Here is a 20,260-nt window from a genome sequence, read left to right on the forward strand (position 1 = left end):
CTATGATCGCGGCCTTCAGCAGGGTCTTACGGCTGATGCCCCTGGTCTCATTCTCATCGTCGACGTCTTCGACGGGGTAGTTCTCATCGTCCACAATGGCCTCCTTGGCCTTCGGGGGGGTCGTGCCCGGCCGGTGTTGCCGACCGCGCACGGCGCCGACGAGGCCGGAGGGAGCCGGCTATGTGCGATGCCGCTGCGGGCGGACTGACCAAACCTGGCAGCCTGGACTGGACCAAAGCTGACACTGCGCGAGAGTGGGTTGAACCCCACAGTTTTCTATAACTTCACGATATGGACCTTTTCTGAGTAAGAGCCCAGGTCAAGACATTTGCAGATGGTTTTCATCTCACAAGCCCTATTTATGGACAGTACTAAATTGCCAGTCACGGGTGTCCGTAATAGGGTGACGGATCGGCTGACTCCCCACGTGACGTCGGCGATGTGTCCCGCCCTGCCACGACGCGCCTGGGCCGTTCCACCTGGAACGCGCACTGAAAGCCATTTCATCCGGGCCTCGCGCGGATGCCGCGCGGACGGGAAACGGGGCGGACGGAGGGGGCAGGGGATTGTCCGGAGTGATGGTCGTCGAGGTGCCGCAATGGCAGGGGTCGTCCTCGGCCACCGCCCGCAGACTGCAGGAGGGGGCGGCGCTGCCGGCCGCCCTGATTCCCGGCGCGGAACGGGTGCGTGTGCGGCCCGGCGGGACGCCGGCAGAGACGGCGGCACGGACCCGGGCAGCACTCTCCCGCGCCAAGGGCCGTCTCGTCGTCACGGTCGGAGGGGACTGCGGCGTCGAGCTCGAACCGGTGGCCGCCGCGGTACGGCGCCACGGCGACCGGCTCGCGGTGGTGTGGTTCGACGCCCACGGTGACCTGAACACACCGCGGTCGTCCCCGTCCGGCGCCTTCCACGGCATGGTGCTGCGCACGCTGCTCGGGGACGGGCCGCCCGACTCGAACGGCGGGCCGCCGCCGCCTGGCCCGCCACGGTCACCGAGGAGCGCGAGGGCTGGCCGCTCCGGCGCACTCCCGGGGTGAACAGGCAGCGCAGCAACTCCGCGCTGCCTCCGTTCCCCGGCTCCCGCGGGGTCAGCCACGCGGAGAAGTTCTACGGCGAACGCGGCATGCCGGTCCGCGTCCAGGTCAGCCCCGCGGAAAACCTCGGCGAGCTGGACATGTCCCTGGCGGCCATGGGCTACCGGCGCGGCGGCACGACCTCCGTGCTCACAGCCGCGGCCGAGGACAAGGTGTTCCGGCACCGCCGGGAACGCGTTTTCCACATGGCCCCTGACAGGATGTTGACGGCCCGGAGTGGTCGGATTATCTTTTTCTTTAAAGAAACTTTCCTAACCATAAATGCGCTGGTCTGCGACGGCAGCCTCACCGCCCCGTCTCCAAAGGCGAACGACGGGCCCCGGCACGCGCATGACGTCCTCGTTCCGTCTCCCTCCGAGCCTCGGACGGCCGCGATCTCGGCGCGGACCTCCGCGGCAGGCGACACATATGACGTTCACCCCCAGGAGTCATGCATGAATGCCAGAAAACGGGTCTCCGCCGCCTGCGCGACCGCGCTCCTGACCGCCGCGATGGTCACCGGGGCCGCCTCCAGCGCCTCCGCCGCCCCGATCGGCTGCAGCTACGAGGTCAACACCTCAACCCTGACGGCCAGCAGCTACTGCTCGGGCGGCACGGGCGAGCACCGCGTCTTCGTTCTGCAGAAGCACTTCCTGGCGGAGGTCGGCTACATCCCGATCTACAGCGACTGGGCACCCGCGGGAACGGTCTCCTCCACCCACATCACCGCCCACCAGATCATCAGCGTCCAGGTCCAGACACGCTGACGTCCCGCTCACCGGCCGTGCCTCCGTCCGGCGCGGGCACGGCCGTACCCACTCACCGCACGGGAGAGACACAGGAGAGACACCGGAGAGGACGGGGACACGAAGACAATCGTCATCCCGGCCGGGAGACCTGCGGGAAAGAGGTAGCGAGAACGGATACTTGGTCCAGATATGCCGCCCCGCGCGCTGATTCGACCAGTATGATCAACGCGCTGGCCTTCGTCGACGGAGGAGTCGCGGTGACGGAGTTGGAACGTGTTCCCCCGGGCGTCGATCCGAGCGTCCCCAGCTCGGCCCGCGTCTACGACTACCTTCTGGGGGGCAAGGACAATCTCGCGGTCGACCGGGCCTTCGCGGAACGGCTCCTGGCGGTGGCCCCCGACGCCCGGCTGGCGGCCAGGGCCAACCGCGACTTCCTGATCAGGGCCGTGCGGTTCATGGCGAGGCTGGGCATCCGGCAGTTCATCGAGCTGGGCACAGGCATACCCACCTTCCCCAGCGTGCACGAGACGGCGCACGCGATCGCCCCGGAGACCACGGTGGTCTACGTCGACTACGACCCGGTCGTGCGCCTGCACGCCGAGGTGCTGCTGTCCAGCGGCAAGAACGTGACGAGCGTCCAGGCGGACGTCCGCAGGCCCCGTGACATCATCGAGGACCCGGAGGTCACCCGGCTGATCGACTTCTCGGAGCCGGTCGGCCTGCTCATGGTGGGGGTGCTGCACTTCGTCACCGACGAGGAGGACCCCGCGGGCATCATCGCGGAGTTCGCCGACCGGATGGCGGCGGGCAGCCACCTGGCGATCTCGCACGCGATGGCCGAGAGCGCGCCGGAGGCGCGTGCCCAGCTGAGGACCGCGGCGGCCGACTCCCCCATTCATTCCGTCCTCCGCTCCCACGACGAGGTGCTCGCCCTGTTCAACCGGTTCGAGCTGCTGGACCCCGGCCTGGTCCCCGTGCAGAACTGGCGCAACGACGACGGGCTCCCGCTGTTCCCCGACAACGAGCCGCTCCGGATCAGGATCGACGGCGCCGTAGGCCGCCTGGAACGGCCGGAAACGGGAGGCAGCCGGTGAGGGTCGCCGTCGTCGGAGGAGGCATCGGCGGCCTGACCGCCGCCCTGTTGCTGAGACAGGCGGGCGTCGAGGTCACCGTCTATGAACAGGCCGCCGAGCTGCGGGAGGTCGGCGCGGGCATCATCGTCGCCCCCAACATGGTGCGCCCCCTGGTGCGGGCGGGGGTCGGGGAAGGTCTGGCCGACTTCGCCGTGAGGCTGGAGGCCGCCTGGGAGCTCCGGCGCTGGCAGGACGGGCGCGTGCTGTTCTCCCAGCGGATGGGGGCGGAGTGCCGCAGGCTGTACGGCGTCGACTGTTACGTCGCGCACCGAGCCGACCTGCTCGCCATGCTGGTGGAGGCGCTGCCGCAGGAGGTGGTGCGGCTCGACCGGCGGCTGACCGGTCTGCGGCAGGACGACCGGGAGGTCGAGCTGACCTTCACCGACGCCGCGGGACGGGAGAGCAAAGGCATCGCGGACGCGGTCGTCGGCGCCGACGGGATCCACTCCTCGGTACGGCCCTCGATCGTGACGGAGGCGCCGGCGCGCTTCTCCGGGTTGTGCGCCTACCGCTGCCTGGTCCCGGCCTCCGACGCGCCCGGCCTGGCGGTCAGGCCGGTGCAGACGATCTGGCTCGGGCCCGGCAGGCACTTCGTGCACTACCCGATCAGCGGGGGACGGCTGATCAACGTCGTCGCGATCGTGCCCGCGGGCGACTGGCGGCTTGAGTCGTGGACGGCGGACGGCCGGCTCGAGGACCTCGCGCGGGAGTTCGAGCCGTGGGACCCCCGGCTCAGACAGCTGATCGCTGCCGCGTCGGACACCAAGCGCTGGGCCCTGTACGATCGCAGCCCCCTGGAACGCTGGACCGACGGACGGATCACCCTGCTCGGGGACGCCGCCCACGCGATGCTGCCCTTTTTAGGTCAGGGCGCCTGCCAGGCGGTCGAGGACGCGGCGGTCCTGGCGGAGTGCCTGCGGGCCGCGACGCCGGAGACGGCGGCGCGGGCGCTGCTGCGTTACGAGGAGATCCGCAGGCCGAGAGCGTCGCAGGTCCAGCTGATGAGCCGGGGACGCGAGGTGCAGAACCACCTGCCCGACGGCCCCGCCCAGCGGGAGCGCGACGCGGCCTTCGCCGACGGGGATCCGCTGCGGCAGAACGCCTGGCTGTACGGCCACGAGGCGGAACCGGACCTGGTCGGCTGATCCGTCCCGGGGAGGGGCTGCGCCGTCCCGCCCGTTCCGCGGAACCGGAGGGTGCGCGCCCCGCCCGCGGGCAGGTGTGGCGTACCGGTGCGGGGACGGCTCCGGGCCGCCCCCGCGGGTTCAGCCGGTGACCTCGACGCCCTTCCAGAAGGCCACCCGTCCCTTGATCTGGGCCGCCGCCTCCTTGGGCTCCGCGTAGTACCAGACGGCGTCCGGGTTCTCCTCGCCCTCGACGTGCAACGTGTAGTAGTTCGCCGTTCCCTTCCAGTGGCAGGCCGTTGTCGTCTCCGACGGCCTCAGGTAATGGGGGGAAACCGACTCGATCGGGAAGTAGTGGTTGCCCTCCACGATCACGGTTTCATCGCTTTCCGCGATGACCTCACCGTTCCAGCGCGCAGTAGCCATGCGCCAAGGCTCGCACACCACGATCCCGGGTGACCACCGCTCGCTTGCTCCGCCTGCCGTACCCGCAGCTCAGTGCCGGAACAGGTCCAGCAGTTCCTCGCCCCTGCGGGTACGGATGATCCACACCTCGCGTCCCCGTCGTTCACGGCTGACCAGGCCCGACGCCACCAGCCGCTCACAGTGGTAGGTGATCGCGCTGGGCACCATCCCCGCCCCCGCCGCCAGAGCGCTCATCGTCGTCGGCTGCCCCAGAGCGTGCAGCAGTCCCGCGCGCACCGGCCCCACCAGCGCGGACAGCTCGTCGGCCGCCCGTCTGTCCGGCCCCCGCCACAACGCGTCCGCTCCCGGCACCGGGTAGGCGATCCACACCACATCCGGATGGTCCAGGTTCACGATCACGGCGTCGCGCCCGGCCAGCATCGGGACCAAGACCATCCGACGGTCGCCGAGGTCGTATCGGCTCGGCTCCAGGTCCGCGATCAGCAGCCCGTCCTCGCCGTACCTGATCCGCTCGCTCAGCGAGCTCAGCAGCACGTCGAGGCCGCCCCTGACCACCGCGGTCCCGATACGCTCGATCTCCCGGTCCAGCAGAGGCCTGGCCTGTTGCCACAACGGGCCCGTCGCACCCCACACGTCCCCGAGCGCCGCCGCGTACCCCGTGAGCCAGCGCTTCGGCCGCTCCGCGGCGGAGCGCCAGTGCTCCGGCACACGCTGCCCGCCGAACGCCTGCTCAAGATCGGCGATCAGGCGTTCCTCCGGCACCTCGCGCAGCAGGTCGATCTGCGACTTGACCGAGAAGTCCCCGATCGGCGTCTGCGGGATCACGCTGTCGGGCACGACCGAGTATCCCGGGGCTCCCAGCGGCCTGACCACTTCTCTTCCCTGGGGGCTCACCGCCTCCCGCACCCTACGCCGCAACGGCTCGGGCAACCCCCGACGCCGCCCCGCCAGCGCGTCGGCGATCACCGCCAGCGCCGTCACATTCGGCGAGATCGAGACCGAGACCCTTGGCATCGAGGAAACCCGAAGCTCGCTCCAGACCCGTACGCCCACATTTGTCGCCCCCACCTTAGAAACCCTAGCCAGCAAAACCCCAGAAGCCTCAATACTTCACAAAAGCTGGAATCATGCTCCAGGTACAGGGCCGTCCGCACCGCCTTCACCGGCGGCACGCCACCGTACGGCAAAGCCGTGCCAGGCCGGGGTTCGACCGTCCTTCCCCGGGCACGCGGTACACATGCGCGTAGTAGTCGTAGGCGGCACGGGGAACGTGGGCACGAGTGTCGTGTCCGCCCTCGTGGCCGACCAGAACGTCACATCCGTCGTCGGCCTGGCCCGCAGGCTGCCCGACTGGCGCCCGAGCAAGACCACCTGGCACGCCGTGGACGTCACGACCCGGGATCTGGCACCGTACTTCGCCGAAGCCGACGCGGTCGTGCACCTGGCGTGGCTGTTCCAGCCGACGCACGACCCGGTGACGACCTGGCGGGCGAACATCCTGGGCAGCTCACGCGTCTTCGAGGCCGTGGCCGGGCAGGGTGTGCCCGTCCTGGTGTACGCCTCCTCCGTCGGCGCCTACTCCTCCGGCCCGAAGGACCGTCCCGTCGGCGAGGACTGGCCGACCGACGGCTGGCCCGGCGCGGCGTACGGCAGGGAGAAGGCGTACGTGGAGCGCCTGCTCGACGTGTTCGAACGGGATCATCCCGCCACCAGGGTCGTACGGCTGCGTCCCGGCTTCATCTTCAAACGGGAGTCGGCGACCGAGCAGCGGCGCCTGTTCGGCGGTCCTCTCGTGCCCCAGCGCCTGGCGCGGCCCGGCCTGATCCCCTTCGTCCCGGACACCCCGGGACTCAGGTTCCAGGCGGTGCACGGCGACGACGTCGGCGAGGCCTACCGCCTGGCGGTCACCCGTCCGGCGTCCGGCGCCTTCAACATCGCCGCCGATCCCGTGATCGACCCGCCCGCGCTGGCCGAGCTGCTCGGCGCCAGACTGGTCCCCGTCTCCGGGTGGGCGCTCAGGAGCGCCGCCGCCGTGGCCTGGCACCTCCGTCTGATTCCCGCCTCACCCGGTCTGGTCGACCTGGTGCTCAGAATGCCGATCATGGACGTCACCCGCGCCCGCGACGAGCTGGGCTGGCGTCCCCGCCACACGGCGCTCGACGCCCTGCGGGAGTTGCTGGAAGGCCTTCGCACGTCGGCGGGCATGGACACCCCGCCGCTCTCTCCCGAGACGGGCGGGCCCGCCAGGCCGGGCGAGGTGCGGGCCGGGGCCGGGACCTGGCCGTGAGAGACCGCTGAGGTGGCCGCGAAAAACAAGGGAGTGCCGCCGCTTTGCCGTTTCATCGGAGTCCGCCGGGTATAGCCGCCCTGCGCCGAGGCATCTTGGGTCCGGCGTCACAACGGGAGGACGCATGACCGGCGACAGCCGCACGGAAAAGGACCGGCAACTGGACCAGGCCAGGGTCGACTACCAGGACACCGCCCTGACCACCGACCAGGGCATCCGGGTCGACGACACCGACAACTCTCTGAAGGCGGGCGAGCGCGGCCCGACGCTGATGGAGGACTTCCACTTCAGAGAGAAGATCACCCACTTCGACCACGAGCGGATCCCCGAGCGGGTGGTACACGCGCGCGGCGCGGGGGCCTACGGATACTTCGAACCCTATGACGACTCGCTGGCCGCCTACACGACCGCGGAGTTCCTCACCACGCCGGGCCTACAGACCTCGGTGTTCACCCGCTTCTCCACCGTGGCCGGATCGCGTGGCTCGGCGGACACCGTGCGGGACGTGCGTGGTTTCGCCGTCAAGTTCTACACCCGGCAGGGCAACTTCGACCTCGTCGGCAACAACATGCCGGTCTTCTTCATCCAGGATGGCGTCAAGTTCCCCGACTTCGTGCACGCGGTGAAGCCCGAGCCGCACAACGAGATCCCGCAGGCCTCCTCGGCGCACGACACCCTGTGGGACTTCGTGCAGCTCCAGCCGGAGACCACGCACATGATGATGTGGCTGATGTCGGACCGAGCGCTGCCCCGCAGCTACCGGATGATGCAGGGCTTCGGCGTGCACACCTTCCGTCTTGTGGACGCCTCGGGGCGGGGCACGTTCGTGAAGTTCCACTGGAAACCCGGGCTCGGCGTGCACTCGCTGGTCTGGGACGAGACCCAGAAGATCGCCGGGAAGGATCCCGACTTCAACCGCAGAGACCTGTGGGAGGCGATCGTGAACGGCGACTTCCCCGAATGGGAGCTGGGCGTCCAGCTCGTGCCCGAGGAGGACGAGCTCTCCTTCGACTTCGACCTGCTCGACGCCACCAAGATCATTCCCGAGGAGCAGGTGCCGGTACGCCCCGTCGGGCGCCTGGTCCTCGACCGCAATCCGGACAACTTCTTCGCGGAGACCGAGCAGGTCGCCTTCCACCTCGGCAACGTGGTGCCAGGCATCGACTTCAGCAACGACCCGCTGCTGCAGGCCAGGCTGTTCTCCTACCTCGACACCCAGCTGATCAGGCTCGGCGGCCCGAACTTCCCGCAGATCCCGGTCAACCGGCCGATCGCCGAGGTGCGCAACAACCAGCGTGACGGCTACCACCAGTCGGCCATCTCCCGGGGCCAGGCGAGCTACAACCCCAACTCCCTCGGCGGCGGCTACCCGCTGCCCGGCGGCGAGGGCGCCTACACGCACTACCAGGAGCGGGTTGACGGAAACAAGATCCGCAGGCGCAGCGAGAGCTTCGCCGACCACTACGGCCAGGCCACCCTGTTCTGGAACAGCATGGCCGGTTGGGAGAGGAGGCACATCGTCTCCGCCTTCCGCTTCGAGCTCGGCAAGGTCGAGCACGCCCACATCCGCGAGGGCGTGATCCGCAACCTGAACAACGTCGACCACGAGCTGGCCGTACAGGTCGCCGAGGGCATCGGGGCCGAGCCTCCGGAAAGCGCCGCGACGCCCAACCACGGCCGCAGCTCGCCCGCCCTCAGCCAGGACAGCGACCCGGTACGGAGCGTCGCGACCAGGAAGATCGCCATCCTCGCCGCGGACGGCGTGGACACCGCGCAGGTCGAGAGCGTGCGCGACGCGCTCAACGGCATGGGGGCGACCTGCGAGGTGCTCGCCGCGCTGGGCGGCACGGTGCGGGGCGAGAACGGCGAGCGGCTCGAGGTGACGCGCCCGCTGACCACTGTGGCCTCCGTACTGTACGACGCGGTGCTGGTGCCCGGGGGGAAGCGGAGCGTCCAGACGCTGACCGAGGACGGCGACGCCCTGCACTTCGTCTCGGAGGCGTTCAAGCATGGCAAGGCCGTCGGCGCCGTGGGCGCGGGGGCGGAGCTGCTCGAAGCCGTCGGGGTCGAGCCGGGCTCGCCGCCGGGAGTGGTCGTCGAGACGCGGGGGGATCTGGATGGTTTCGCCGGCGCCTTCGCCGAGGCGGTCGCGGCGCACCGCCACCCTGACCGCCCCACCGAGCGGATATCCGCGTGAGCGCCGGGGACCCGTACGCGGGCACACGGCCCCGTACGGGTCCCCGGCTCTCACAGGTGACAGGGGCCGACCGGCGGCCAGGAGCCGGATATGACACACGCCTGCGACGGATCCGGGCATCACGCACGGGACTCCTCAGCCCTCGACGGTACGGCGCCGCCCGGCTGAACCCGGACGGCCCGGGGGATCACCTGGCCCTGCGCCTCAACGCCGACATGGCCGCCCTGCGCTCGTCCGGAGTGGTCCCGCCCCACACTCCGTACATCTGATGGGTGTTCAGGGCGTACTCCAGGCAGCGGCGCTGCACCGGGCAGCGGCGGCACACGGCCTTGGCCTGCTCATACTGCTCCCGCCCGGGCCCCTCAGCGGAGACGGGGAAGAAAAGCTCGGGATCCTCGCTGAGACAGGAGGAGCGGCGCGACCAATGGATGATGGGGATGACGTTGCCCTGAATAGACATAGGCGATCCAATGACGGTGAGGAAGCTCGACGGATGGCGACCCGGCTTCTGGATCGGGTGCCCGCAAAAAAGCACATTCATACCTTTTCGGAGGAAAAATCAGGGCGTCTTGACCTTGGGTTTCCCTGAAAAGCGGGTGTCAGGAGGCGCGTGGCGCCCCCGTCCGAGGCACGCCGACGTCGATCACGTGCCCCGTTCCACGGGTGGTCACCGCGCTCGCCTCCTCGTCGAGCGGCGCCCCGAAGGTCCCGCCGTACAGACTCGGGCCACCGGAGGCGGATGCGTCAGGCACCGCCTCCCGTCTCCCCCGGACCCGCGCGAGCAGCGATCAGCTCCCGCACGGGGTCAGCCTCCGACGACCACCCGCTCGTCGGGGACGCAGTGGGTCATCTTCAGGCCGGACACGTCGCGCGGCCCGTTCTTGCCCAGGTTGGACAGCCGCTCGCGGTCCTCCTCGGTCAGGTCCTGGTTCGCCAGCGGCTCCAGGTGGGCGACGTCCTCGGGACTGATTCCGAGCCCCTCACCAACCCGCCTGCCGAGCTCGTCCTCGACCAGCAGGAAGTGCCAGACCATGCGTTCCTGGACGGGCCGCCCCGCCTGGGACAGCATGGTGACGAGGTTCAGCACGAGGTCGTCGCGCTCCCACCGCTCCATCAGCAGATAGCGCTGCCCGGCCTGCCGGTAGTCGTCGGTCCTGGGAATGCGCTTGCGGGTCAGCCGCCCTGAGACGATGGGACCCTGTTCGTCGTGGGTGGGGTAGCTCCCCTCGCGTAGCCCTCCGGTAATGGACGGCTCGTAGTTGACGTGCGGGTTCTCCCCCGTTCCGTCGACGCGGTAGGTCATCTGCCCGTCGCGCTGGTTGGTTCGCACCTCGGCGTTCTTGGCCTGGTTCACCGGTAGCTGCAGGTAGTTCGGCCCCACCCGGTGACGCTGGGTGTCGCTGTAGGAGAAGGTCCGCCCGACCAGCATCTTGTCGTCGGAGAAGTCGAGCCCGTCGATCAGGACGCCGGTGCCGAACGATATCTGCTCGTTTTCCGCGAAATTGTTCGCCACCGTACGATCGAGGACCATCCGGCCGACCGGCAGGGCCGGGAAGTCGTTCTCCGGCCATACCTTGGTGTCGTCCAGCGGGTCGAAGTCCAGCTCCGGATGCTCGTCGTCGGTCATGATCTGCACCAGGAGCTCCCACTCGGGGAAGTCACCGCGGTTGATCGCCTCGTGCAGGTCCTTGGTCGCGTGCCCGAGCTCCTGCGCCTGTACGGCCGCCGCGTCCTGCGCGGTCATGCTCCGCACGCCCTGTTTCGGCATCCAGTGGTACTTCACCAGACGCGTCACGCCCTGTTCGTTCACCCACTTGTAGGTGTTGACCCCGAAGCCCTGCATGTGCCGGTAGTCCGCCGGGATGCCGCGCGGGCTGAAGAGGTTGACCAGCATGTGCATGCTCTCCGGCGTCTGCGACATGAAGTCGAAGATCCGCCCCGGCTCCTGCCTGAACGTCACCGGGTCGGGCTTGAGCGAGTGGATGACGTCGGGGAACTTGATGGCGTCCCTGATGAAGAAGACGGCCAGGTTGTTGCCGACGAGATCCCAGTTGCCGTCCTCGGTGTAGAACTTCACCGCGAACCCGCGCGGGTCGCGCGCCGCCTCCGAGGAGTCCCTGCCCCCGATCACCGTGGAGAACCGCACGGCCAGATCGGTGCGCTTGCCCGCCTCCTGGAACAGCTTCGCCCTGGTGTAACGGCTGATCGGCTCCTCTCCCAGCCTGCCGTACGCCTCGAAGTACCCGTAGGAGGTCACTCCTCTGGCGTGGACCACCCGCTCGGGGATCCGTTCCCGGTCGAAGTGGCTGATCTTCTCCAGGAACTGGTAGTTCTCCAGCGTCGCCGGGCCTCGCGCGCCGACCGTGCGCTGGTTCTGGTTGTCGTAGACCGGGTGTCCCTGCCGATTGGTCAGCACCGGGCGCTCGTCACCCTGCCGCGGCCCCATGCTCGACACGTCCGTCATAGTTGACGCTTCCTTCCGTGCGGCGGTCACTTCCGGCGTACCACACTCTTTCGGTACACCTAGCTCCATATCCGACAAAGAGCGTCTTATAGCCGGTAGGGGAAAAATCTCCACAAGAAGGAAGGTCGCCTGAACACCGGCGGCTCTTTGTAGGGTCGTGGCCATGACCCTGCGCGTAGTGATCGCCGACGACGAGGACCTGATTCGTGTGGGTCTGCGGATCATCATCGATTCCGAGCCCGGACTCACCGTCGTCGGTGAGGCCGCGGACGGAGCGGAAGCCCTGAGCGTGGTGCGCGAGCTGCGCCCCGACGTGGTGCTGATGGACGTGCGGATGCCGGGGGTCGACGGCATCCAGGCCACCAGACGGCTGGTCTCGCTTCCCGAACCGCCCAAGGTCGTCGTGGTCACCACCTTCGGCAACGACGACTACGTCTACGAGGCGCTGCGGGCGGGGGCGAGCGGTTTCCTGCTCAAGCGGACCCGTCCCGACGAGTTGGTCAGGGCGATCAAGACCGTGGCCACCGGCGACTCCCTGCTGTTCCCCTCCGCCATCCGCGCCCTCGCCACCCCGCACGCGGGCGGCAGGACGGTCCCCGGTATCGACCGGCTGACCTCACGCGAGGGCGACGTCCTGCGCCTGATGACCCGCGGCCTGTCGAACGGCGAGATCGCCGCCGAGCTGGTCGTCAGCATGGAGACGGTCAAGACGCACGTGAGCAACGTACTGGCCAAGCTTGAGGCCCGCGACCGCACCCAGGCCGTCATCGCCGCCTACGAGTCGGGCTTCGTCTCGCCTCACTGAGCCGCCCTCGTTCCCGGACCGGCCCGTCAGATGGGGGCACCGTCGTTCTCGTCGCCCTGTCGTGGCCCGGGGCTTCCCGTCCCGCTCTCCGAGGGGGACGGCGAGGGCGTCGGCTGCCCCGGCTCCGTGGTCGCGGGGACCGGCGGCGGGGTCGGCACGAACGTCGTCTGCGGCAACGGCCTCGGCGGCGGCGCCCCCTCCTCCTGTCTGCGCAGCAACAGCAGGACCATCACCGCGAGCAGCACCAGCAGCACGGTGAGCGCGGCTCCCGCGAGGATCACCGAGCGGCGGGTCTCGACCGGCGGCGGCGCGCCCTTCGGCGGAGCGGGCAGCGCGGGAGAGCGGTCGCTCACCCAGTGCGGCGCGAAGTCGGGGCCGTGCTGCTCGCCGATCAGCGTGCCGCGCACCAGCACCGGCTCAAGGAACCGCTCCGCCCCCGCCCTGTTCGGTTCGTACGGCGTCGCCACCCACGGCGCGCTCCCGCCGTCCATGGCCAGCACCTGCGGTGTCACGTCCGCGACCGCGGTACGGCCGCGCGCCGCCCTGGCCATCCAGCCCCGCATCCCCGAGCGGCTCGCCGTCGCCTCGCGGATCCCGGTGACGAACCGGTCGCGGGCCGCGGGGTCGAGCGCGGCGCCCCTGGTGAGCACCGCGACGGAGACGGCCCTGCCGTCCGCCCCCTGCCCGAGGTAGACCAGCCCGGCCGGCCCGACCCTAAGGCGGGCCTGCAGGACGAAGGGCCCGAGCTGGGGCGGGTCACCGTACTGGAGCGGACTGGCCACGCCTGCCATGAAAGCACACGGCGGGCACGACGGCCCGTCCACATGGACGCCGTTGTGGGTACGAACAGGAAATGGGGACCCGGCCAGCCGTGCGACTCGGCATTTCATTTGGTGGAATATCAACATGACCGTCGCGGAAGAACTGCCGAGCGAGATCGACACCGCGCTGCTGCGCGAGGCCCTGACCGAGGTCCGGCGGGTCATCGTCGGCCAGGAGCACATGGTCGAGCGGCTGCTCGTCGCCTTGCTCGCCCGCGGTCACTGCCTGCTCGAAGGCGTGCCCGGCGTCGCCAAGACCCTGGCGGCCTCCACCCTGGCCACCGTGGTCGGCGGTGACTTCGCCCGCATCCAGTTCACCCCCGACCTCGTCCCCAGCGACATCGTGGGAACCCGGGTCTACCACCCCTCCCGCGAGGCCTTCGACGTCGAGCTCGGGCCCGTGTTCGTCAACTTCCTGCTGGCCGACGAGATCAACCGCGCCCCGGCCAAGGTCCAGTCGGCGCTGCTCGAGGTCATGGCCGAGCGCCAGGTGACGCTGGCTGGGCGGACCCACCCGCTGCCGAAGCCGTTCATCGTGCTGGCCACCCAGAACCCCATCGAGTCGGAGGGCGTCTACCAGCTGCCCGAGGTCCAGCGTGACCGGTTCCTGTTCAGGGTCCGCGTCGCCCACCCCAACGCCCACGAGGAGCTGGAGATCCTGCACCGGATGAGCGTGACCCCGCCTACCCCGAAACCCGTGCTCGACCCCGGGCGGCTGATCGCGCTGCAAGCGGCGGCGGACCAGGTCTCGGTGCACCAGCTGGTCGCCGACTACGTGGTCCGGCTGGTGATGGCGACCCGCTCCCCCGCCGAGTACGGCCTGGCGGAGCTGGAGGACAACATCGAGATCGGGGTCAGCCCCCGCGCCACGCTCGGCCTGGTTTCCGCCGGGCGCGGCCTGGCCCTGCTCAGGGGCCGCGACTACCTGCTTCCCGACGACGTCCGGGACGTGGCCGTCGACGTGATGTCCCACCGGCTGATGCTCACCTTCGACGCGCTGGCGGACGGGGTGAACCCGGAGGACGTGGTCAGGCAGGTGCTGGCCGCCGTACCGCCGCCTCTGGTCGTGTGGAACCAGGGACCCCGGTGACGGGCGTCATGAGCGCTTCCGAGCAGGCCCTGCGCCGGCTCGAATTGACCATCGTCAAGCGCCTCGACGGGCTGCTGCACGGCTCCTACGAGGGGCTTCTTCCCGGCCCCGGCAGCGAGTTCGGCGACAGCAGGGTCTACGTCCCCGGTGAGGACGACATTCGCAGGATGGACTGGGCGGTGACCGCCCGCACGACCGTCCCGCACGTGCGCGACCTGATCGCCGACCGGGAGCTGGAGACCTGGGCGCTGGCCGACCTGTCGCCCAGCATGGACTTCGGCACGGCCGGGATGGAGAAGAGGGACCTGGTCGTGGCCGCGATCGGCGCGGTCGGCTTCCTGACGGGCCGGATCGGCAACCGGTTCGGCGCGTATGTCCTGCACGACGAGTACATCCACCGGATGCCCGCACGAGGCGGCAAGCCCGCCCTGTACGGCCTGCTGCACTCGCTGATGGACGCCCCCAGAGGTCGCCCCGTCGCGGGGGCCCCAGACCTGGCAGAGGCGATCGAGGTGCTCGCCTCCGCGCGGCGGCGCCGGGGCCTGCGGGTGGTCGTCTCCGACTTCCTCGACGCCGAGCCGACCCTCGACCCGGACGTCGAACTGCCCTGGGAGCGGCCGATCCGCCGCCTGGCCGCCCGCCACCAGGTGCTGGCCATCGAGGTGATCGACCCGCGCGAGCTCGAGCTGCCACCGGTCGGCCTGGTCACCCTGACCGACCCCGAGTCGGGCCGCGACCGCAGGATCCGCCTGACGGCCAAGGTGCGCGCCGCCTACGCGCGCGCGGCCGCGGCGCAGCGGGCGACCACCCAGCTGGCGCTGCGCCGCTGCGGGGTCGCGCATCTGGTGCTGCGCACCGACCGCGACTGGATCGCGGACATCGCGCAGTTCGTCCTGCGGCAGCGGCGCATGGCACACCTGGCGCACCGGCCCCCCACCTCAGGAGTGGCCAGATGACCTTCCTCTCACCGGCGTGGCTGTGGCTTTTCGCCGTGCTCGCCCTGGTCGTCGCGGGTTACGTGGCCGCCCAGTTCGCCCGGCGGCGCTATGCCGTGCGTTTCACCAACCTGCCGCTGCTCACGCTGGTCGCCCCCTCGGGGCCCGACTGGCGCAGGCACGTGGCCCCGGTGCTGTTCCTGCTGATGATGAGCCTGCTGATCGTCGGCGCCGCCCGGCCCGCCGACTCCGTGCGAGTACCGCGCGACCGCGCGACGATCATCATCGCGCTGGACGTCTCGCTGTCGATGGAGGCCGCCGACGTCCCGCCGAACAGGCTGACCGCCGCGAAGGAGGCGGCCCAGAAGTTCGTCAGGGACCTGCCTGAGCGTTTCAACGTCGGGGTGGTCGCCTTCGCACGCTCGGCTTCGGTCGTGGTCTCCCCGACCACCGACCACCAGGCGGTCGCCACCTCGCTCGGCACCCTGACCACCAGGGCGGGCACCGCCATCGGCGAGGCGGTCTTCAGCTCGATCGACTCCATCCGCTCCTTCGACCAGCAGGCGGTCACCGACCCGCCGCCCGCCGCGATCGTGCTGCTGTCCGACGGCGACAACACCTCGGGCCGGTCGGTCGCCGAGGCGATCGAGGCGGCGATGGGCGCGCGTGTCCCGGTCTCCACGATCGCCTACGGCACCCAGGAGGGCACCGTCTCGATCGACGGGCGTGACGTGAACGTGCCGGTGAACAAGAACACCTTGCAGACCCTGTCGGACGGCACCTCGGGACGGGCCTACGAGGCCGAGTCGAGCAGCCAGCTCCGGGAGGTCTACGAGCAGATCGGCACCTCGCTCGGCTACCGGACGGTCAACCAGGAGATCAGCCAGTGGTTCGTCGTCGCGGCGATCGTCACCGGGCTGCTGGTCGCCTCCGCGGCGGGGCTGCTGGGGTCGCGACTGCCCTGACCCGCTCCCCGCCGTTGGTAACGTTCTACGACGTGGCCCATTACTTCGAGGAGCGTCCCGAGACCGCCAGCCGTCCCGGCCTGGTCACGCTCGTACTCCCCGACCTTCACCTGAGACTGGAGACCGACAGCGGGGTCTTCTCCCCGGAACGGATCGACCAGGGCACCCGGATCCTGCTGGAGAGCGTGCCCGCTCCTCCCCCCGAGGGCGACCTGCTCGACCTGGGCTGCGGCTACGGGCCGATCGCGCTGACGATGGCCTCGCGCGCTCCCCTGGCGACCGTGTGGGCGGTCGACGTCAACCGCAGGTCGGTCGAGCTGTGCGCGCGGAACGCAAAGGCCGCCGCCCTTGACAAAGTAAGGTCGGTGCATGTGGACGAGGTGCCGCCCGAGGTCCGCTTCTCCGCCATCTGGTCGAACCCGGCGATCCGCATCGGCAAGACCGCGATGCACGAGATGCTGGCCCGCTGGTTGTCGCGGCTGACACCGGACGGCGTCGCCCACCTGGTCGTCCAGAAGCACCTGGGCTCCGACTCCCTGCAGCGCTGGCTGAACGAGCAGGGCTGGCCCGCGGAGCGCGCCGCCTCCCGGTCCTCCTACCGGATTCTCCGGGTCGGCGCCCGCGCGGCGGCCCAGGAGCGGTGAGCGGGCCGATGGACGCGCGGGAGAAAGACACGCGCCCTGTCCCCGGACCGATCCGGGGCGGGCGCGCAACGAACGAGGAACGATCAAGGAACGGTGAGCGACCGATGACCGCCAACCCGCGCAGGCAACTGCGGCCGACCGACGTCAAGCGGCTCAACCGCACCTGGCGCAGGAACACCGAGGGGCGGCTCGCCCTGATCGTGGAGTCGGTTACCGGCCCGTTCAACATCGGTTCCATCTTCCGCACGGCTGCCGCCTTCGGCGTCGAGCGGATCTGGCTCGCGGGCAACGCGACTCCCCCGACCAACCCGAAGGCGCAGAAGACCGCGCTGGGCACGGACCGCCTGGTCGCCTGGGAGGAGCCGGTCCCCGTGGCCGAGGCCGTACGGGCCGCGAGACAGGACGGGTTCACCGTGGTCGCGGTCGAGCTGACCGGAGACGCGGTTCCGCTGCACGAGGCGAAGCTCGACGGCGATGTGTGCCTGGTGGTCGGCAGTGAGGACCATGGCTGCTCCCCCGCGCTGCTGGAGGCCGCCGACGCCGTCTGCTACATCCCGCAGGTCGGCCGGGTCGGCTCGTTCAACGTGGCGGTCGCGACCGCGATCGCGGTCGCGGAGGTCCGACGCCGGGAGTGGTCCGCTCTGGAGGCGGGGGCCGAGGCGACGACGGGCGAGACCGCGGGACAGGAGTGAGCCGGCAGTGAACCGGCAGTGAGCGCGACGGCGCGTCCCATGACCCAAACGTTCGAAACGTTCATCTCGTCACGATGACGAGCCGCGCTCACACCGGGCATACTCCTGCACGTGCAGCACCGTTACGCCTTCCTCGACCATCCCGGCCCGCTCGCCTTCGCCCACAGGGGCGGGGCGGCCGAGGGCCGGGAGAACACCCACGCCGCGTTCGCCCGCGCCGTCGAGCTCGGATACACCTATCTGGAGACCGACGCGCACGCCACCTCGGACGGGGTGCTGCTCGCCTTCCATGACCACACCCTGGACCGGGTGACCGACCGGCGGGGCCGGATCGCCGACCTGCCGTACCGACTGGTGCGCGAGGCGCGGATCGACGGTGTCGACGAGATCCCGCTCATGGACGACCTGCTGGGGTCCTGGCCCGAGGCGCGCTTCAACATCGACGTCAAGGAGGCCTCGGCCATCGCGCCGCTGGCCGAGGCGGTCAGACGGACCAACGCCTACGACAGGATCTGCCTGACGTCCTTCTCGGACGAGCGGCTGGCCCGCGCCCGCGCCGCGATCGGCAGGCCGGTGTGCTCCTCGCTGGGCCCGCGCGGCGTCGCGGCCCTGCGCGCGGCGGCGACCACCTCGGGTTACGGCCGTCTGCTCGTCCGCCTGGCCCGCGCGGGCGTGCCCTGCGCGCAGGTCCCCGCGGGCTTCCGCGGGCTGCGGATCACCACGCCCGCGCTGGTCCGTACGGCGCACGCCCTCGGCATGCAGGTCCACGTGTGGACCGTCAACGCCCCCCGGGAGATGGAGCGCATGCTCGATCTCGGCGTCGACGGTGTGATGACCGACAACATCTCCGATCTCCGCAAGGTGCTGGAAGCACGCGGGCAGTGGCACTCCGGCGGCATCGCCGTCTGAGCGGGCTCACCGTCCCCCCGGATTTCCTCCCGCCCTCCCCCAGTGAACCGAGGACGCCCATGACCGCAAAACAGGCCGTCGAGGACTCCCCCCTGGCCCGTCGCAGAGAGCAGCGCGGCTGGTATTTCTACGACTGGGCGAACTCCGCCTTCAACTCGACCGTCCTGACGGTCTTCCTCGGCCCCTACCTGACGACGATCGCGAAGAACGCCGCCGCGGGGAGGCCGTACGTCGAGGTGCTCTGGTTCGACGTACGGCCGAGCGCCTACTACTCCTTCGTGGTCGGGGCCGCGGCCATCCTGCAGATCATCCTGATGCCCGTCGCCGGAGCCCTGGCCGACCACACGGGCCGCAAGAAGGAGCTCATGGGCCTGTTCGCCTACATCGGCGCGGGGGCCACGATCTGCCTGTGGTTCGTCGCGGACGGGAGATACCTGCTGGGCGGGGCGCTGTTCATCATCGCCAACCTGGGCTTCGCGGCGGCGTTCGTCATCTACAACTCGTTCCTGCCCGAGATCTCCTCCGCCGACGAGCGTGACCGGGTCTCCGCCCAGGGATGGGGTTTCGGCTACCTCGGCGGCGGCCTGCTGCTGGCCCTCAACCTCGGTCTCTTCCTCGGGCACGAGTCCCTCGGCGTCTCCGAGGGGGACGCCGTGCGCATCTGCCTGGCCTCCGCGGGTCTGTGGTGGGCCGGGTTCACGGTCATCCCGATGCTGCGGCTGCGCAACCGGTGGATGCGGGCGCCGGGGACCGAGAGCGCGGGCCAGGCGGTGGCCGGGAGCTTCAGGCAGCTGGGCCGCACCATCGTCGGGCTGCGCCACTACCCGCTGACGCTGGCCTTCCTGGTCGCCTACCTGATCTACAACGACGGGGTGCAGACCGTCATCTCGTTCTCGGCCACCTACGCGGACGAGGAGCTGGGGCTGAGCCAGACCGCGCGCATCGCGGCGATCCTGATGGTGCAGTTCGTCGCCTTCGGCGGCGCGCTGCTGCTCGGCAGGCTCGCCGCCTCCTTCGGGGCGAAGCGCATCGTGATGATCGCGCTGGTCGCCTGGATGGCCGTGGTCGGCGTGGCCTACTTCCTGCCGAGGGGCTCCGCGCTGCCGTTCTTCGCGCTCGCGTTCGCCATCGCGATCGTGATGGGCGGCACCCAGGCCCTGTCCCGTTCGCTGTTCTCCCACGTGATCCCGGCGGGCAAGGAGGCGGAGTACTACAGCCTGTACGAGATCAGCGACAAGGGCTCGACGTTCCTCGGGTCGTTCGCCCTGGCCCTGGCCCTTCAGCTGACCGACAGCTACCGGCTCGGCATCCTCTCGCTGCTGGTGTTCTTCCTGCTCGGCCTCATCATGCTGGGAGCCGTCAACCTGCCGAAGGCGATCAGGGCCGCGGGAAACCCGGTGCCGGAACGCGTCTGAGGGCCTCGGAAAGGGCCTCGCCTCAGACCGGGTCGAGAACGCGCGATTGGATCACCCCATGTGTGGGAATCCACACACGGTATCAAGCGTTGTACGCCGTGGGAGACGAACCCCTCACGACGGGGCCCTCAGGAGGCATTGAGACATGGGCGAGCGTGCGCTACGCGGTACCCGACTCGGGGCGACCAGCTACGAGAACGACCGCAACACCGATCTGGCCCCGCGCCAGGAGGTGTCCTACACCTGCCCGAAGGGCCATCGATTCGACGTTCCGCTCGCCGCGGAGGCCGAGATCCCGGCAACCTGGGAATGCCGTATGTGCGGGGCGACCGCCCTGCGGGTGGACGGCGAGCTGCCAGAGGCCAAGAAGGCCAAGCCCCCGCGGACCCACTGGGACATGCTGCTGGAACGCCGCACGATCGAGGACCTGGAGGAGGTGCTCAACGAGCGCCTGGCGATTCTACGCGCCCAGCGCCGCAAGAGCGCCTGAACCGTTCGACGAACCCTGAACCCCCGGCCCCTGAACAAGGG

At 70.0% G+C, this 20,260-nt stretch carries 21 protein-coding genes; 15 read left to right on the top strand and 6 right to left on the bottom strand.

Going from position 1 to position 20,260, the window contains the following annotated elements:
- Nucleotides 1-575: 575 nt before the first annotated feature.
- The 4 genes from AB0395_RS44270 to AB0395_RS44285 all read left to right on the top strand — a co-directional run bounded on the left by AB0395_RS44270 (nucleotide 576) and on the right by AB0395_RS44285 (nucleotide 4,100).
- The gene (locus AB0395_RS44270; protein WP_366293168.1) at nucleotides 576-1,037 is read left to right on the top strand and encodes an arginase family protein; all 462 of its coding nucleotides are present in this window, start codon (nucleotides 576-578) and stop codon (nucleotides 1,035-1,037) included.
- Between the two features lie 491 nt (nucleotides 1,038-1,528).
- Nucleotides 1,529-1,840: a hypothetical protein gene (locus AB0395_RS44275; RefSeq protein ID WP_366293126.1), complete on the top strand. Its 312-nt coding sequence runs from the start codon at nucleotides 1,529-1,531 to the stop codon at nucleotides 1,838-1,840.
- Between the two features lie 200 nt (nucleotides 1,841-2,040).
- Nucleotides 2,041-2,916 carry an SAM-dependent methyltransferase gene (locus AB0395_RS44280; protein ID WP_366293128.1) on the top strand — a complete coding sequence of 292 codons (876 nt, stop codon included), beginning with the start codon at nucleotides 2,041-2,043 and terminating at the stop codon, nucleotides 2,914-2,916.
- Entirely contained in the window at nucleotides 2,913-4,100 is a 1,188-nt protein-coding gene (locus tag AB0395_RS44285; RefSeq protein ID WP_366293130.1) for an FAD-dependent monooxygenase, read from the top strand. The genes AB0395_RS44280 and AB0395_RS44285 overlap by 4 nt, the downstream gene beginning before the upstream one ends.
- Before the next feature lie 120 nt (nucleotides 4,101-4,220).
- Here AB0395_RS44285 and AB0395_RS44290 read toward each other — a convergent pair whose 3' ends face one another.
- Complete coding sequence (locus tag AB0395_RS44290; RefSeq protein ID WP_366293132.1) at nucleotides 4,221-4,505, bottom strand: DUF427 domain-containing protein; 285 nt, start codon at nucleotides 4,503-4,505, stop codon at nucleotides 4,221-4,223.
- Nucleotides 4,506-4,574: 69 nt separating this feature from the next.
- Nucleotides 4,575-5,519, bottom strand: a complete 945-nt coding sequence (locus tag AB0395_RS44295; RefSeq protein WP_366293134.1) for a winged helix-turn-helix domain-containing protein — start codon at nucleotides 5,517-5,519, stop codon at nucleotides 4,575-4,577.
- A gap of 223 nt (nucleotides 5,520-5,742) precedes the next feature.
- Here AB0395_RS44295 and AB0395_RS44300 point away from each other — a divergent pair, with 223 nt between their 5' ends.
- On the top strand, nucleotides 5,743-6,792 hold the full coding sequence (locus AB0395_RS44300) for an NAD-dependent epimerase/dehydratase family protein (RefSeq protein WP_366293136.1): 1,050 nt from the start codon (nucleotides 5,743-5,745) through the stop codon (nucleotides 6,790-6,792).
- 124 nt (nucleotides 6,793-6,916) lie between these two features.
- Nucleotides 6,917-8,989 (top strand): catalase, encoded by a 2,073-nt coding sequence (locus tag AB0395_RS44305; RefSeq protein WP_366293138.1) that lies wholly within the window; start codon nucleotides 6,917-6,919, stop codon nucleotides 8,987-8,989.
- A gap of 187 nt (nucleotides 8,990-9,176) precedes the next feature.
- Here AB0395_RS44305 and AB0395_RS44310 read toward each other — a convergent pair whose 3' ends face one another.
- The 3 genes from AB0395_RS44310 to AB0395_RS44320 form a co-directional block, all read right to left on the bottom strand.
- Nucleotides 9,177-9,449: a WhiB family transcriptional regulator gene (locus AB0395_RS44310; protein WP_366293140.1), complete on the bottom strand. Its 273-nt coding sequence runs from the start codon at nucleotides 9,447-9,449 to the stop codon at nucleotides 9,177-9,179.
- A gap of 139 nt (nucleotides 9,450-9,588) precedes the next feature.
- Nucleotides 9,589-9,741 (bottom strand): hypothetical protein, encoded by a 153-nt coding sequence (locus tag AB0395_RS44315; RefSeq protein ID WP_366293142.1) that lies wholly within the window; start codon nucleotides 9,739-9,741, stop codon nucleotides 9,589-9,591.
- A 53-nt stretch (nucleotides 9,742-9,794) separates the two neighbouring features.
- Nucleotides 9,795-11,453: a catalase gene (locus AB0395_RS44320; protein WP_366293144.1), complete on the bottom strand. Its 1,659-nt coding sequence runs from the start codon at nucleotides 11,451-11,453 to the stop codon at nucleotides 9,795-9,797.
- A 163-nt stretch (nucleotides 11,454-11,616) separates the two neighbouring features.
- Between AB0395_RS44320 and AB0395_RS44325 the strand changes: the two genes are divergently transcribed.
- The gene (locus tag AB0395_RS44325) at nucleotides 11,617-12,258 is read left to right on the top strand and encodes a response regulator transcription factor (protein ID WP_366293147.1); all 642 of its coding nucleotides are present in this window, start codon (nucleotides 11,617-11,619) and stop codon (nucleotides 12,256-12,258) included.
- 26 nt (nucleotides 12,259-12,284) lie between these two features.
- Here the strand turns inward: AB0395_RS44325 and AB0395_RS44330 are convergent, their stop codons facing one another.
- A complete protein-coding gene (locus AB0395_RS44330; RefSeq protein ID WP_366293149.1) occupies nucleotides 12,285-13,049 on the bottom strand; it encodes a hypothetical protein in 765 nt (254 codons plus the stop codon).
- A 115-nt stretch (nucleotides 13,050-13,164) separates the two neighbouring features.
- On the opposite strand from AB0395_RS44330, the gene AB0395_RS44335 reads away from it, so the two are divergent.
- The 8 genes from AB0395_RS44335 (at nucleotide 13,165) to AB0395_RS44370 (ending at nucleotide 20,219) form a co-directional block, all read left to right on the top strand.
- Nucleotides 13,165-14,169: a MoxR family ATPase gene (locus tag AB0395_RS44335; protein WP_366293151.1), complete on the top strand. Its 1,005-nt coding sequence runs from the start codon at nucleotides 13,165-13,167 to the stop codon at nucleotides 14,167-14,169.
- Nucleotides 14,170-14,177: 8 nt separating this feature from the next.
- Nucleotides 14,178-15,125, top strand: coding sequence for a DUF58 domain-containing protein (locus AB0395_RS44340; RefSeq protein ID WP_366293153.1), 948 nt, complete (start codon nucleotides 14,178-14,180; stop codon nucleotides 15,123-15,125).
- The gene (locus AB0395_RS44345; RefSeq protein WP_366293156.1) at nucleotides 15,122-16,069 is read left to right on the top strand and encodes a VWA domain-containing protein; all 948 of its coding nucleotides are present in this window, start codon (nucleotides 15,122-15,124) and stop codon (nucleotides 16,067-16,069) included. The genes AB0395_RS44340 and AB0395_RS44345 overlap by 4 nt, the downstream gene beginning before the upstream one ends.
- 32 nt (nucleotides 16,070-16,101) lie before the next feature.
- Nucleotides 16,102-16,713 carry a methyltransferase gene (locus AB0395_RS44350; RefSeq protein WP_366293158.1) on the top strand — a complete coding sequence of 204 codons (612 nt, stop codon included), beginning with the start codon at nucleotides 16,102-16,104 and terminating at the stop codon, nucleotides 16,711-16,713.
- Nucleotides 16,714-16,817: 104 nt separating this feature from the next.
- Nucleotides 16,818-17,405, top strand: a complete 588-nt coding sequence (locus AB0395_RS44355; RefSeq protein WP_366293160.1) for a TrmH family RNA methyltransferase — start codon at nucleotides 16,818-16,820, stop codon at nucleotides 17,403-17,405.
- 111 nt (nucleotides 17,406-17,516) lie between these two features.
- Nucleotides 17,517-18,314 carry a glycerophosphodiester phosphodiesterase gene (locus AB0395_RS44360; RefSeq protein ID WP_366293163.1) on the top strand — a complete coding sequence of 266 codons (798 nt, stop codon included), beginning with the start codon at nucleotides 17,517-17,519 and terminating at the stop codon, nucleotides 18,312-18,314.
- Between the two features lie 59 nt (nucleotides 18,315-18,373).
- Nucleotides 18,374-19,729 carry an MFS transporter gene (locus AB0395_RS44365; RefSeq protein WP_366293165.1) on the top strand — a complete coding sequence of 452 codons (1,356 nt, stop codon included), beginning with the start codon at nucleotides 18,374-18,376 and terminating at the stop codon, nucleotides 19,727-19,729.
- A 145-nt stretch (nucleotides 19,730-19,874) separates the two neighbouring features.
- Nucleotides 19,875-20,219 (top strand): RNA polymerase-binding protein RbpA, encoded by a 345-nt coding sequence (locus AB0395_RS44370; RefSeq protein ID WP_089205581.1) that lies wholly within the window; start codon nucleotides 19,875-19,877, stop codon nucleotides 20,217-20,219.
- Nucleotides 20,220-20,260 lie beyond the last annotated feature (41 nt).

This window comes from Streptosporangium sp. NPDC051023, assembly GCF_040689595.1.
Classification (GTDB): Bacteria; Actinomycetota; Actinomycetes; order Streptosporangiales; family Streptosporangiaceae; genus Streptosporangium.

What these genes read in the sequence shown, in the direction of transcription:
- AB0395_RS44275 (WP_366293126.1), top strand. Translation starts at nt 1,529, where the DNA reads ATGAATGCCAGAAAACGGGTCTCCGCCGCCTGCGCGACCGCGCTCCTG.
- AB0395_RS44280 (WP_366293128.1), top strand. Translation starts at nt 2,041, where the DNA reads ATGATCAACGCGCTGGCCTTCGTCGACGGAGGAGTCGCGGTGACGGAG.
- AB0395_RS44290 (WP_366293132.1), bottom strand. Translation starts at nt 4,505, where the DNA reads ATGGCTACTGCGCGCTGGAACGGTGAGGTCATCGCGGAAAGCGATGAA.
- AB0395_RS44295 (WP_366293134.1), bottom strand. Translation starts at nt 5,519, where the DNA reads ATGCCAAGGGTCTCGGTCTCGATCTCGCCGAATGTGACGGCGCTGGCG.
- AB0395_RS44300 (WP_366293136.1), top strand. Translation starts at nt 5,743, where the DNA reads ATGCGCGTAGTAGTCGTAGGCGGCACGGGGAACGTGGGCACGAGTGTC.
- AB0395_RS44305 (WP_366293138.1), top strand. Translation starts at nt 6,917, where the DNA reads ATGACCGGCGACAGCCGCACGGAAAAGGACCGGCAACTGGACCAGGCC.
- AB0395_RS44310 (WP_366293140.1), bottom strand. Translation starts at nt 9,449, where the DNA reads ATGTCTATTCAGGGCAACGTCATCCCCATCATCCATTGGTCGCGCCGC.
- AB0395_RS44320 (WP_366293144.1), bottom strand. Translation starts at nt 11,453, where the DNA reads ATGACGGACGTGTCGAGCATGGGGCCGCGGCAGGGTGACGAGCGCCCG.
- AB0395_RS44325 (WP_366293147.1), top strand. Translation starts at nt 11,617, where the DNA reads ATGACCCTGCGCGTAGTGATCGCCGACGACGAGGACCTGATTCGTGTG.
- AB0395_RS44330 (WP_366293149.1), bottom strand. Translation starts at nt 13,049, where the DNA reads ATGGCAGGCGTGGCCAGTCCGCTCCAGTACGGTGACCCGCCCCAGCTC.
- AB0395_RS44335 (WP_366293151.1), top strand. Translation starts at nt 13,165, where the DNA reads ATGACCGTCGCGGAAGAACTGCCGAGCGAGATCGACACCGCGCTGCTG.
- AB0395_RS44340 (WP_366293153.1), top strand. Translation starts at nt 14,178, where the DNA reads ATGAGCGCTTCCGAGCAGGCCCTGCGCCGGCTCGAATTGACCATCGTC.
- AB0395_RS44345 (WP_366293156.1), top strand. Translation starts at nt 15,122, where the DNA reads ATGACCTTCCTCTCACCGGCGTGGCTGTGGCTTTTCGCCGTGCTCGCC.
- AB0395_RS44355 (WP_366293160.1), top strand. Translation starts at nt 16,818, where the DNA reads ATGACCGCCAACCCGCGCAGGCAACTGCGGCCGACCGACGTCAAGCGG.
- AB0395_RS44365 (WP_366293165.1), top strand. Translation starts at nt 18,374, where the DNA reads ATGACCGCAAAACAGGCCGTCGAGGACTCCCCCCTGGCCCGTCGCAGA.
- AB0395_RS44370 (WP_089205581.1), top strand. Translation starts at nt 19,875, where the DNA reads ATGGGCGAGCGTGCGCTACGCGGTACCCGACTCGGGGCGACCAGCTAC.